This is a genomic window from Pelistega ratti (assembly GCF_009833965.1).
Classification (GTDB): Bacteria; Pseudomonadota; Gammaproteobacteria; order Burkholderiales; family Burkholderiaceae_B; genus Taylorella; species Taylorella ratti.
Map to the genome: position 1 here is coordinate 362,838 of NZ_CP047165.1, position 13,958 is coordinate 376,795.

General features: G+C 38.6%; 9 protein-coding genes. 3 read left to right on the forward strand and 6 right to left on the reverse strand.

Annotated elements, in window-relative coordinates; genetic code table 11:
• Positions 1–58: 58 nt before the first annotated feature.
• Genes folD through F9B76_RS01550 form a run of 3 tightly spaced genes read right to left on the reverse strand, consistent with a single transcriptional unit; the run spans position 59 to position 3,261 of the window.
• Positions 59–907 (reverse strand): bifunctional methylenetetrahydrofolate dehydrogenase/methenyltetrahydrofolate cyclohydrolase FolD, encoded by an 849-nt coding sequence (gene folD, locus F9B76_RS01540; protein ID WP_159990500.1) that lies wholly within the window; start codon positions 905–907, stop codon positions 59–61.
• A gap of 1 nt (position 908) precedes the next feature.
• Positions 909–1,523: a response regulator transcription factor gene (locus F9B76_RS01545; protein WP_159990501.1), complete on the reverse strand. Its 615-nt coding sequence runs from the start codon at positions 1,521–1,523 to the stop codon at positions 909–911.
• On the reverse strand, positions 1,516–3,261 hold the full coding sequence (locus F9B76_RS01550) for a PAS domain-containing sensor histidine kinase (RefSeq protein ID WP_159990502.1): 1,746 nt from the start codon (positions 3,259–3,261) through the stop codon (positions 1,516–1,518). Before F9B76_RS01550 ends, F9B76_RS01545 begins: the two co-directional genes overlap by 8 nt.
• Before the next feature lie 523 nt (positions 3,262–3,784).
• Between F9B76_RS01550 and aceE the strand changes: the two genes are divergently transcribed.
• The 3 genes from aceE (at position 3,785) to lpdA (ending at position 9,983) form a co-directional block, all read left to right on the forward strand.
• On the forward strand, positions 3,785–6,472 hold the full coding sequence (gene aceE / locus F9B76_RS01555; RefSeq protein ID WP_159990503.1) for a pyruvate dehydrogenase (acetyl-transferring), homodimeric type: 2,688 nt from the start codon (positions 3,785–3,787) through the stop codon (positions 6,470–6,472).
• Positions 6,473–6,542: 70 nt separating this feature from the next.
• On the forward strand, positions 6,543–8,219 hold the full coding sequence (gene aceF / locus F9B76_RS01560; protein WP_159990504.1) for a dihydrolipoyllysine-residue acetyltransferase: 1,677 nt from the start codon (positions 6,543–6,545) through the stop codon (positions 8,217–8,219).
• Between the two features lie 12 nt (positions 8,220–8,231).
• Entirely contained in the window at positions 8,232–9,983 is a 1,752-nt protein-coding gene (gene lpdA / locus F9B76_RS01565; RefSeq protein WP_159990505.1) for a dihydrolipoyl dehydrogenase, read from the forward strand.
• A 160-nt stretch (positions 9,984–10,143) separates the two neighbouring features.
• Here the strand turns inward: lpdA and F9B76_RS01570 are convergent, their stop codons facing one another.
• From F9B76_RS01570 to F9B76_RS01580, 3 genes are all read right to left on the reverse strand, one after another.
• Positions 10,144–10,905, reverse strand: coding sequence for an ABC transporter ATP-binding protein (locus F9B76_RS01570; RefSeq protein ID WP_159990506.1), 762 nt, complete (start codon positions 10,903–10,905; stop codon positions 10,144–10,146).
• An 11-nt stretch (positions 10,906–10,916) separates the two neighbouring features.
• The gene (locus tag F9B76_RS01575) at positions 10,917–12,563 is read right to left on the reverse strand and encodes an ABC transporter permease (protein WP_243140661.1); all 1,647 of its coding nucleotides are present in this window, start codon (positions 12,561–12,563) and stop codon (positions 10,917–10,919) included.
• A 281-nt stretch (positions 12,564–12,844) separates the two neighbouring features.
• Positions 12,845–13,873: a Fe(3+) ABC transporter substrate-binding protein gene (locus tag F9B76_RS01580; protein ID WP_159990507.1), complete on the reverse strand. Its 1,029-nt coding sequence runs from the start codon at positions 13,871–13,873 to the stop codon at positions 12,845–12,847.
• Positions 13,874–13,958: the final 85 nt, after the last annotated feature.

Sequence of the window (13,958 nt, forward strand, 5' to 3'; positions counted from 1 at the left end):
TAAAAAAGAGCAGTAAAAAATAATATATCCTCCATTAAGGAGGATATGCAAATTAATACTACAACTGACGTTCTGCGGCCTCAATGGTATTGACCAGTAACATTGTAATTGTCATAGGACCAACACCGCCGGGGACAGGCGTAATAGCCCCTGCTACCTTGACAGCAGAAGAGAACTCTACATCGCCCCTTAGTTTGCCATCTTCTCCACGATTAATGCCAACATCAATAACAACGGCTCCGGGTTTAATCATATCGCCAGTAACCATTTCTGGGCGACCGGTTGCAACGACTAAAATATCAGCACGCTTTGTATGCGCCGCTAAATCTTTGGTTTTTGAATTGCAAATCGTAACGGTAGCACCTTCCTTTTGTAGTAAGAGTGCCATGGGTTTACCAACAATATTACTTGCACCGACAACAACTGCCTCTGCACCGCGTAAGGGTACTTGTTGAGTAGCAAGCATTTTCATCACACCGTAAGGGGTGCAAGGAATAAAGCGAGGGTGTCCAATCATTAAAGCACCTGCATTACTGATATGAAAACCGTCAACATCTTTTTCAGGTGCAATAGTATCAATAACCGTATGACTATCAATATGAGACGGAAGTGGTAACTGTACTAAAATACCATGTAGAAGAGGGTCTTGATTCAGTTCTTTAATCTTGTTTAGTAATGCTTCTTGTGTAATATTTGCAGGAAGATGTAAAACATCACTTTTTAAACCAAGTTGTGTAAAAGTATTATGTTTATTGCGGACATAAACAGCAGAGGCAGGGTCATCACCGACAAGAATAACGGTTAAAGCAGGGGTAATACCTTTGCTATTTAGGTGTGCAATGCGTTCATGTAGTTCTTCTTTAATAGTCTGGGCGAGTGCTTTTCCATCAATAATTGTGGCTGTCATATTATTCCTTTGTTGAGTGAAAATGAAGGGCAACTTTCATTAAATCAGCTACCGTTGATACTTGTAGTTTTTCCATAATATTAGCACGGTGTGCTTCAACCGTTTTAATACTGATGCTTAAATCATCGGCAATTTGTTTATTGAGCCGTCCTGCTACAATTCTACCTAATACTTGCTGCTCTCGAGTGGTCAGTTTACTAAGCAATTCTTCGTTAGCACGTTGGCTCTGTGCTTCATCAGCTCGGGCTTGTGCTTCGGCAGTGAGCTGAGAAATAACTTCTTGAATTTCGGTTAAGTTAAAGGGTTTTTCAATAAAATCAACCGCCCCTTTTTTCATCGTATCAACCGCCATCGGTACATTACCATGACCAGAGATAAATACAATAGGAATATTGATTTTACGGAGATTAAGCTCTTCTTGTAATTGTAATCCTGTCATACCTGGCATACGGACATCAGTGATTAAAATACTGACAAGATTGGGGTCATATTTTTCTAAAAACTCACTCCCGCTGGAAAAGGTAAGTACATTATACCCGGCAGTCTCTAATAAAAAACGAAGAGAATCTCTTACTGCATCATCATCATCAACAATGTAAATGGTGTAATTAATCATTATGTATCTCCTTATCTGTTGATATGGTATTGTTGGAATTGGCAAAAGGTATTTTGAATCTGAATATAGTACCACCATCTGGGTTAGGAGTGGCCCATAATTGACCATTATGAGATTCAATAATAGAGCGACAAATATTCAGCCCCATACCAAGTCCTTCTGGTTTTGTACTAAAAAATGGTTTAAATAGTTGATCAGGCTCTTTAATACCATAACCTCGGTCAATAACAGCGACTTCTACATATTTATTACTGCGATTAACCAGTACTCTGACAACTGTTTCTTTACTGTTTATCATTGATTCTAAACCATTTTTAATCAAATTCAAAAGAACTTGTTCAATAAGAATCGGATCAGCAAAAACATCGGGTAAATCAGGCTCAATATATGCCTCGATTTGTTTACCATGCTTACGTGCATCTATTTCTGCTAAATCAAGCGTATTAGAAACAATACGATTAATAGAAGCACGTTGGCGGCGAGGATCATTACGTTTAACAAAAGCACGAATACGGCTAATAATACGGCCAGCACGTTCTGCTTGAGTGGCTGATTTTTCCAATGCGGTAATTAGCATAGGATTTTCAGTTTGTCCAGATTTGAGTAAATTCATGGCGGCTGTATTATAGTTTACAATAGCGGTAAGCGGTTGGTTAAGTTCATGTGCTAGTGTAGATGCCATTTCTCCCATAGTGGTTAATCGGCTTGTAATTTGGATTTTTTCTTGTTGATTAAGGGATTCTTGTTCATGTTTGAGTCGTTCTGTAATATCACGAGCGACTTGTAGTCTTACTTTGCGACCGTCTGTCCAACTGAGCGTACGATGATGAACCTCAAACCAAATATTGACTAGTGGAATATAGTATTGGTTTGTATCATCTGTGCTGTCATTGTATTGCTTAAATAGCTCTTCATGCCCATAAGGTTGAGAGCCAAATAGGCGGCGGTATGTACGATTAGCAAATAAAATTTCAACACCATTGGGGGTATCTCTTGCCACTGAAATCGCATCATCTAGACTTTCAAGTACCGTCATAAACCGCTCATGTGCGGCGGATAAGGCTTCTCGTACACGTTTGGGCTCTGTAATATCTGTCATAGATGTCATCCAGCCAATTTGATGACCATCTGAATTACGCATGGGCGACACATATAAACGGGCGGTAAAACGAGAACCATCTTTTCGTTGTACCTCTAATTCAATACCAGAATTAGGGGTTTTCCCATTAAGAACCAGCTCCATATTTCGCATATGTTCTTTGTGTCGTCCAGGAACCCAATAAGGGTAAGGCTGAACAGCCCCTAGTAGGCTAGTTTCATCCCAACCAATAAGGCGACAGAAAGCAGGATTTACATAGATAATTTTGCCTGTCATATCGATCACACGCATACCAGTGAGAATAGAGTTTTCCATGGCACGTCTGAAAATAGTTTCTGTCTCTAATGCTGCCTCTGTTTTGAGTCGTTGCCGAATATAATGCCACATCACAAATAAACTCATAATAATGAGAATAGATAGGGCAATAATAGTGAGATTTAATAAGTGCTGTAATGCCTCGTTATTATCGATAAAATAAGGGAGAAGGTTTGTTTGGATTTTTTGTAAGCTGAAAAAAGCAATCATGACAGCGATATACAAAATAATCACAAAAACAGGGGCTAACCAATAAAAACGACGCGGTTTAGAGGTATAGCTTAGTGCTTTACTGATAAGATTGGTAGGAGAGGATTCTTCCATAATAATGATAGGTTTAGAAACATATAGAAAGTATTTTAAAGCGTTTTCTACTGTAATAGCGAAATTTACTATCTTCTTCTTTAAGAAGATTTAAAACAAAAACTTAGGCATAAGACATAAATTGTCTCTTTAAATACATAATAATATATTACATCACTAAAGATTATGTCTTTGCTACCTAACCTTTAGATTTAAATAATCATGAAAAGAAATTTATCTATTATTATGTTTTGTTAAATACATAAATATATTTTGACGTAAAAACTTATCATGAAATTCATAAAGTATTTCTATATAATAAGGGTTTACCCTAGGATTTGAGATATATCAGATAAGTAAAATGTTTTGATATATTTGTTTATAAACAGTTTTTCTTAATTAAAACACGATTTTATTGTCAAATGAACAATAAAAAAATATGGCATAATTAAGAGATGACGCAGTATCTTGGCTTGAGTGTAAAATCTTCAAATGATGAAATAGGCGTCAGCCTTAGTCAAAAGCTATTTAATAGGAGCACTACATGACGACAAATGAGCAACTTAACGATGTAGATGTGGCAGAAACCAAAGAATGGTTAGAAGCCTTAGAAGCTATTTTGGACAGAGAAGGTCCTGAGCGTGCGTATTATATTATCGAACAATTAACTGACTTAGCACGTCGTTCAGGTTCAAATATTCCTTATTCACCTAATACCGCTTATGTGAATACCATTCCTCCTGGGTTAGAACCACCTAATCCAGGTAATTTAGAGTTAGAAGCCCGTATCCGTGCTTATATCCGTTGGAATGCAATGGCAATGGTTGTTCGTGCTAACCGCCATGATGCCGATGATGGTGGTAGTTTAGGTGGACACATTGCCTCATTTGCTTCTTTAGCAACAATGATTGGTTGTGGTCAGAATCATTTCTGGCATGCTGAAACTGAAAACCACGGTGGGGACCTTGTTTATTTCCAAGGACATTCTTCTCCTGGTATTTATGCACGTGCTTTCTTAGAGGGACGTATTACAGAAGAGCAACTCAATAATTTCCGTCAAGAGGTAGATGGTAACGGTTTGCCTTCTTACCCACACCCTAAACTATTACCTGATTTTTGGCAGTTCCCAACAGTATCTATGGGTTTAGGGCCAATGATGGCAATTTATCAAGCACGTTTCCTCAAATATCTACATGCACGGGGTATTGCTGATACCTCTAATCGTAAAGTATGGTGCATCTGCGGTGATGGTGAAATGGATGAACCTGAGTCATTAGGTGCGATTAGTCTGGCTGCTCGTGAGAAACTTGATAATCTGATTTTTGTCATTAACTGCAATCTTCAACGTTTAGATGGTCCTGTTCGCGGTAACGGTAAAATTATCCAAGAGCTAGAAGGGGATTTCCGTGGTAGTGGTTGGAATGTGATCAAATTAATCTGGGGCTCATATTGGGATCCGCTATTAGCTCGTGATAAAGATGGTGTTTTACGCAAAATTATGGAAGAAACCGTTGATGGAGAATATCAAGCGTATAAAGCCAATGATGGTGCTTATGTGCGTGAACATTTCTTTGGTAAAGACCCACGTGCATTAGAAATGGTTAGCCGTATGAGTGACGAAGAAATTTGGCGCTTAAATCGTGGTGGTCATGATCCTAACAAAGTATATGCGGCTTTTGATGCAGCAATGAAAACAACAGGACAACCTACTGTTATTCTAGCTAAAACTATTAAAGGTTATGGCCTATTAAATGTGGCACAAGGTAAAAATCCAGCCCACCAGCAGAAAAAATTAGATGCGAAAACGGTGCGTGAGTTCCGTGATCGTTTTAATATTCCTATTCCTGATGATAAAGTGGATGAAATCCCTTACTTTAAACCATCAGAAGATTCTGCAGAGATGAAATATCTTCGCGGACAACGTGAAAAATTAGGAGGGTACTATCCTCGTCGTCGCCAAAATGCGGATGAAAAACTTAAAGTGCCTGCATTGGATAAATTCCAGGCGATTTTAGAACCGACAGCAGAAGGACGTACAATCTCAACAACACAAGCATTTGTACGTTTCCTTAACCAGCTACTACGAGAAAAAGAGCTTGGTGAGCGTGTTGTACCTATTTTATCGGATGAATCACGTACCTTTGGTATGGAGGGGTTATTCCGTCAAATTGGTATCTATGCACCAGAAGGGCAAAAATATGTCCCTGTTGATAAAGACCAAGTGATGTACTATCGTGAAGCAGCAAATGGTCAGTTATTGCAAGAGGGTATCAATGAAGCAGGGGCTTTCTGCTCATGGTTAGCTGCAGCAACCTCATACTCTGTTAGTAACCGTATCATGATTCCATTCTTTATTTACTACTCTATGTTTGGTTTCCAACGCTTTGGCGATTTTGCATGGGCGGCAGGTGATATACAAGCGCGTGGTTTCTTATTAGGTGGTACAGCAGGTCGTACAACCTTAAATGGTGAGGGTTTACAGCATGAAGATGGTCATAGCCATATTCTCGCCTCTACTATCCCTAACTGCGTTTCTTATGACCCAACGTTCGCCCATGAAGTTGCTGTGATTATGCAACATGGTCTTAAACGTATGGTGGAAAATCAAGAAAATGTCTTCTACTACATGACATTGATGAATGAAAACTATGCTCAACCTGGCTTAAAAACTGGGGATGAAGAAGGTATCATCAAGGGTATGTACAAGTTAAAAGAGGGTGAAAAAGGCGATCTTCGTGTTCAATTATTGGGTTCAGGTACAATTTTACGTGAAGTGATTGCTGCTCAAGAACTACTTCAAAAAGATTGGGGAATTGCAGCAGATGTATGGTCTTGCACTAGCTTTACAGAGTTACGCCGTGATGGTTTAGATTGTAATCGTGAAAACTTATTACATCCTACCGCTAAACCTAAAGTACCTTACGTTACGTCAATGCTAGAAAATACACAAGGTCCTGTTATTGCTTCTTCTGACTATATGAAGATTTTTGCAGACCAAATTCGTGAGTTTATTCCTGCTAATCGTACTTATCGTGTATTAGGAACAGATGGCTTTGGCCGTTCAGATTTCCGTTACAAATTACGTAATCACTTTGAGGTGGATCGCTACTTTGTCGTGTTATCAGCACTTAAAGCATTAGCTGATGAGGGTAAATTATCAGTAAGCAAAGTAGAAGAGGCGATTGCTAAATACGATGTTAATGTTAATAAAGCAAACCCTCACCACGCGTAATAAAGACAGTAATTGAATATGTTGGGTAAAAAATAATCTTTTTTACCCATTCATGAAAAGGAATGCAAGAATGAGTCAAATAGTTCAAGTAAAAGTCCCTGATATTGGTGATTTAGACGAGGTCGATGTCATTGAGATGATGGTTAATGTTGGTGATACCATCAGTGTCGATCAAAGTCTTATTACGGTAGAGTCTGATAAAGCCTCTATGGAGATCCCATCAAGTCATGCAGGTAAAGTGGTCGCCCTTAATGTGAAGGTAGGCGATAAGGTTCGTAAAGGTAGTGTGATTCTTGATGTAGAAGTCAGTGATACGGCTTCTGTTACGACAGAGAAACCAGTACAAGCACCAGAGTCAAAACAAGAAACCTCTCCAGTTGCTCCTACAGCGGTTAGTACACCAGCTCCTGCGGTAGCTCAAACAGGTGGTATCGTAGATGTTGTTGTTCCAGATATTGGTGATTTTGATGCGGTTGAAGTGATCGAAGTTATGGTAGCGGTAGGTGATACCATTAAAGAAGAACAAAGCCTTATTACGGTAGAGTCTGATAAAGCTTCTATGGAAATCCCATCAAGTCATGCAGGTAAAGTGGTCGCCCTTAATGTGAAGGTAGGCGATAAAATCAGTAAAGGTAGTCTTATCCTACAAGTAGAGACAAATGCTGCCTCAACAGCTGCACCTGCACCAGTTAAAACTGAGGTTACACCGAAAGTTGAGCCAACAGTGGTGAATAATACGGTAGTAAGTGCCACTCCTTCTTTAGATACCAGTACACGTCGTGCTTCTCCAACAGCTGCGTATGCATTGAGTGCAGCTGAGTTTAGAAATTTACCTTATGCGTCACCATCGGTTAGACATTTTGCTCGTGAGTTAGGGGTCGATTTAACACAGATAAAAGGTTCTGGTCGTAAAAATCGTATTACGGCGGATGATGTACGTGCATTTGTAAAAGCGGCTTTATCTGTTGCGCCTAATAACAATGTCAATACGGGTAATACCAGTGTTGGTGGCGGTTTATCTGTTCTTGATTGGCCAAAAATTGATTTTAGTAAATTTGGTCCAATAGAAACAAAACCATTATCACGTATCAAAAAAATCTCTGGTGCTAACCTGCACCGTAACTGGGTAATGATTCCTCATGTTACGAATAATGATGAGGCTGATATTACTGAATTAGAAGCTTTCCGTGTGAAATTGAATAAAGAATACGAGAAAGCAGGGGTAAAATTCACGATGCTAGCTTTCTTAATTAAAGCTGTTGTTCAGTGTTTGAAAAAATTCCCCGAATTTAATGCCTCATTAGATGGTGATAATTTAGTGCTGAAACAGTTCTATCATATTGGTTTTGCAGCCGATACCCCAAATGGTTTAGTCGTACCAGTTGTTCATGATGCGGATAAGAAAACTGTTTCAGAGATTGCGACTGAAACTGCTGAACTGGCTAAATTAGTGCGTGATGGTAAATTATCACCTGCTCAAATGCAAGGTGGTTGTTTTACTATTTCCTCATTAGGTGGCATTGGTGGTACGCATTTTACACCGATTATTAATGCACCAGAGGTTGCTATTTTAGGGGTAAGTCGTTCTTATCAAAAACCTGTTTGGAATGGTCATACGTTTGAACCAAGATTAACTATTCCACTATCGCTTTCTTATGACCACCGTGTTATTGATGGGGCAGCAGCAGCACGCTTTAACGTGTATTTAGCCCAATTATTAAGCGATTTCCGTCGTGCATTAATTTAAGAGGGAGATTTTATGACTGTTCAAGTAAAAGTCCCTGATATTGGTGATTTTGACAGTGTTGATGTTATTGAGATTTTGGTTAATGTTGGTGATACTATCCGAGTAGATCAAGGTCTTATCACCGTTGAGTCTGATAAAGCATCTATAGAAATTCCTAGCAGTACTGCAGGGGTGGTTAAGGCTATTCATGTCAAATTAGGTGATAAAGTGAGCCAAGGCTCTGTTATTTTAGATGTAGAGGCAGAGCAAACATCAGTGACAGCACCATCATCAGTAGAAAAAACAAGTTCACCAGAAAGTACCAAACCAACTGTTTCTGCACCTATTGGGGTAAAAACATCTGTTGGTGATGATGCTTTTGATGTGGTGGTATTAGGTGCGGGCCCAGGGGGATACTCGGCGGCTTTCCGTGCAGCTGATTTAGGTTTAAAAGTAGCGCTTATTGAACGTTATAATACATTGGGTGGAGTTTGCCTAAATGTGGGTTGTATCCCATCTAAGGCATTACTCCATAATGCTGCTGTACTTGAAGAGGCTAAACATTTATCCGCTAATGGTATTCAATTTGGTGAGCCTACTATTGATTTGGATAAATTGCGTAGCTATAAAGACAATGTTGTGGGTAAATTGACCACAGGTCTTAGTGGTATGGCAAAAGCACGAAAAGTAACTGTTATTACGGGTACGGCACAATTTAAAGATGATCATCACTTCATTGTTGAATTGACAAGTGGCGGTACACAAGAGATTGCTTTTAAAAATGCCATTATTGCGGCAGGTAGCCAATCAGTTAAATTACCTTTCTTACCGGAAGATGATCGTATTGTGGATTCAACAGGTGCGTTAGCATTAAAAGCGATTCCACAAAAAATGTTGATTATTGGTGGTGGCATTATTGGCCTAGAGATGGGAACAGTCTATTCTGCACTAGGTGCGCGTTTAGATGTTGTTGAAATGATGGATGGCCTTATGCAAGGTGCTGACCGTGATTTAGTCAAAATCTGGCAAAAGAAAAATGAACATCGTTTTGACCGTATTATGATTAATACCAAAACAGTAGGGGCTGAAGCAAAAGCTGATGGTATCTATGTGAGCTTTGAGGGTGAGGGTGCGCCTAAAGAACCTCAACGCTATGATTTGGTGCTACAAGCAGTAGGTCGTTCTCCTAATGGTAAGAAAATTGCTGCGGATAAGGCAGGTGTGATTGTGAATGAACGAGGCTTTATTCCTGTTGATACACAAATGCGTACTAATATTCCTCATATTTTTGCTATTGGTGATATTGTTGGACAGCCCATGTTGGCGCATAAAGCCGTACATGAAGGGCATGTGGCAGCCGAAGTAATTGCAGGTGAAAAAGCTGAGTTTGATGCTCGAGTCATTCCGGGCGTTGCCTTTACTGATCCAGAGGTTGCATGGGTAGGTTTAACAGAAGATCAAGCTAAGGCACAAGGGATTGCTATTGAAAAAGGTGTTTTCCCTTGGGCAGCTTCTGGTCGTGCTATTGCCAATGGTCGAGATGAAGGTGTGACTAAATTAATTTTTGATGCAGAAACACATCGAATTCTTGGTGGTGGTATTGTTGGTACGGGTGCTGGTGATTTAATTAGTGAAGTTTGCTTAGCCATTGAAATGGGGGCAGATATTACTGATATTGGTCATACCGTTCATCCACATCCTACCTTAGGAGAATCTGTTGGCATGGCGGCAGAAGTGGCACATGGCTCTTGCACAGACTTACCTCCACAAAGAAAACGTAAATAGTTTTCCTTTATATGGTAGAGTAAAAAGAGGTGAATGATTTATTCACCTCTTTTTGTCTGTTTATTAATATAAATAAGAGCGTTTAATACTAGTTTATATATAAACTATCTTAGTAAGATACAATATAAAAATATTCGATAATACACACTTTTAGATTGCATCAAACCATCTTTTGATAAGCAGTGATAACATCTTGACGAATATAATCTTTAACAGCAGAATCCGCTGGTGTATTGATAATCTCTTGCGCACTTGCCCATTGTAGCAATTGACCTTGTGAAATAATCCCAATTTTATCTGAAAAAACAAAGGCTTCAATTTGATTATGGGTAACAAGAATAGCACTTAGTTGTTTTTCTTTAAGAATAGCTCTTACATCAAGTGCAAGTTTCTCACGGGTATCAACATCAAGATTAGAAAAGGGCTCATCTAATAAAAGTAACTTAGGAGAGGGGGCTATTGCACGTGCTAAGGCAACACGTTGCTGCTGCCCACCTGATAATTCATGTGGATATGCTTTAGCGCTTTGTTGTAATCCAATTAGTTCTAACATTTCATCGGTAATTTTTTTTGCAGCTACTTTTGATAATTTATGTAATCCAAACGCAATATTTTTTTCAATAGTAAGATGAGGGAAAAGTGCATAATCCTGAAACATCATACCAATTTGACGTTCTTCAGGAGGAACCATACGGCCCTTTTCAGCTAATAGATGATTTTCTAGGTAAATATGCCCTTCATAGACAGGTTCAAAGCCTGAAATAGCACGTAGAACAGTCGTTTTACCACATCCAGACGAGCCAAGTAAAGAACCAATTTCCCCTTTTTGTAAATCAAGAGAAAAGTTTTGGATAATTTTTTTAAAAGAACTACCTTGAGAATAGCCAAGTGTTAATTGCTGAAGTTGAAGTAATGGATGCATAATATTATTCATTAGTAAGTATTTTTAAATTGTGTACGCGCTAAAAAAATAACGGGAAGTAAACCAACAAGAACGATGAGAAGTGCAGCAATAGCACCTTCTTCATACGTTCCCCGTGCGGCTTCTGCATATAACCATGTCGATAGGGTTTCAAAGTTTAATGGGCGTAATAATAAGGTCGCAGAAAGCTCTTTCATGGCATCTACAAAAACAAGTAAGGCTGCTGCACCCAGTGCTGGTTTTAGAAGAGGAAAATGTATTTTTCTAAAAATCTGTGTAGGAGAGTAACCGAGAGTTTGTGCTGCATTATCCAGTGATAATGGAATACGGGCATAACCAGATTCAACAGAGCCAATTCCCATTGCCATAAAGCGAATACAATAAGCGATAACGAGTCCTGCTATACTACCCATAAGATATAGTTGGGGTGGAAAAGAAAAAAACACTTCCATGATGTGGCTAATGGCACTATCAATCAATACTAAAGGAGAAAGTAGTCCAATAGCTAAAACAGAGCCGGGAATAGCATAACCTAAACTACCTAGACGGACCATCGCTTTACCATATTTAAATCGAGGTTGTCTGACCACCCATGCTATGATTAATCCTAAAAATACTGTTAATAAAGTGGCAATGGCTGCTAGTATGACCGTATTTATTGTACTGCTTAATAAAGCATTTGATACTGTTCCTACATTATGGATACGTTTTAGTGTTTCTATGATTAAATAAAGGGCAGGAAAGACAAAGCCAGCAATAACAGGTAGCCAGCCAAAGATAATGGCCAGTATTGCTTTCCAACCAGTGAGTATTTGTGGTTGAATGGCACGAGGACGTTGTGTATTAGCGTATCGTTGGCGCTGACGACTAAGACGTTCCACATAAATAATCATGGTGACAATAAAGAGCATAAAAATAGCAATCTGTGCTGCAGCGGATAGATTGGAGCGTGTAACCCATGCTGTATAGATGGAGACAGTTAATGTTTGAATACCTAAAAATTCAGAAGCCCCAATATCATTAAGCGTTTCTAGTAGAGCAAGACTAATCCCTACAGCAATAGCAGGGCGTGCCATAGGTAAAATAAGACGAATAAAGGCTTGTCTTGGTGTACAACCCAGTGTACGGGCAGCTTCAACCAGATTAGCTGATTGGCTCATAAACATCACTCGTACACTAAGATAGACATAAGGATAGAGTGCTAAACCCATAATAAAAATAGCACCTATCATAGAACGAATATCTGGTAACCTAAATTCTCGAGGAGAAGAATAGCCCAATAGCTCGCGAATAACACCTTGTATAGGCCCCAAAGGGTGTAGTAAATCTAAATAGGCGAATGCCATAATATAAGTAGGGACAGCTAGGGGGAGTAGTAATGCCCACATTAGTATTTTACGTGTAGGGAAATGGTAGGCAGAAGTCAGCCATGCACTACCTGTTCCTACTAATCCAACTACAATTGCAACACCTATTAGTAATAGTAATGTATTACTCAAGGCAGTTGGAATAACATATTGTAATAGATTATGCCAATGATCAAAATTACCTGTAATAGCCAGTATCAAAAGACTTAGAATAGGTGCAAGTACCATTAAAACGGTGATCCAGCCAAGTACTTGCCAAAGTGTTATTCTATGATTTTTTTGAAGTTTCATAAGAATTTAGATATAGAAAAGATAATCATTCTTATTCATTGTAACATATAACCTTACTAAAACAAGGTTTAGTGGAATGTAAGTGTTTTATAACTGTCATAATAATTCATTAAGTATTGTGATATAGTAGCCTCTACTATAGGGGTGATCATTGTGAATCAGAGAAAAGAATTTAGAATGCTTTATACCACCAAAAGTTAAATGCGTTTAAATAAAGAAAAAGGGTAGTTCACAGAGAAACCACCCTTGTAGAAAATTAAAATAAGTTATTGCTATGATTATTAATTATCAAAACCTACTTTATCGACTAATTCACTTGCTTTTTGACGATTTTTAGGTACTTCAGACATAGGAAGTGCATCTGCTTTAAACTCACCAAAAGAAGCAACGATAGGATCTAATTCTGTTCCTTTACGAACGGGATATTCATAGTTAATTTTGGCATACATAGCTTGTGCTTTATCACTCACAAGATACTCTAATAGTTTAACGGCATTCTCTTTATGAGGTGCGTATTTAGCGACAACTGCACCACTCACATTAGCATGTGTACCACCATCTTTTGCACTAGCAAAAACAGGACGAATCACTTTGATAGCATCACCCCATTGACGTTGTTCAGAGCCTTCTTTCTCATTACGCATACGGCCTACATAGTAAGAGTTGGCAATACCGATATCACAAATACCTGCCAAAATATCACGTGCTACTTCACGGTCTCCACCCGCAGCTTTACGTGCAAGGTTAGCTTTAATACCTTTTAACCATTCTTCTGTTTTTGCTTCACCATTATGCGCAATAAAAGCAGAAATTAAGCTAGTGTTATAAGGGTGTTGTCCTGAGCGAATGCACACTTTGCCTTTCCATTTAGGATCAGCAAGTTCTTCATAAGTAAAATGGTCAAGATCTAAATCTTTGGCAACATATAAGATACGATCACGCAATGATAAGGCGAACCATTCACCGTTAGGGTCACGGTATTGAGGTGGAATAACATCTTCTAGTACCGCAGATTTAATAGGTTGAGCAAGTCCTTTTTCTGATAATTCTGTTAGGCGACCAATATCTACCACCATTAGTATATCAGCAGGTGAACGATTGCCTTCATTAGTGACACGTTCAGCTAGACCATCTTTAACAAAAACAGTATTAACTTTTACACCAGTATCCTTGGTAAATTGATCAAGTAATGGTTGTAATAAACCTGGCTCACGAGTAGTATAAATATTTACTTCTTCTGTTGCATGAACCATAGAACTTGCTAATGTGCAAGCAAGAACGATAGGTTTTAAGAATGTAGAAAATTTCATTAAGTATCCTTTAAGAGTATAAATGAGAATAATTCTCATAAATGGTACTATGTTTAAGTAATTTTTTCAAGTTATTATGTTGAAT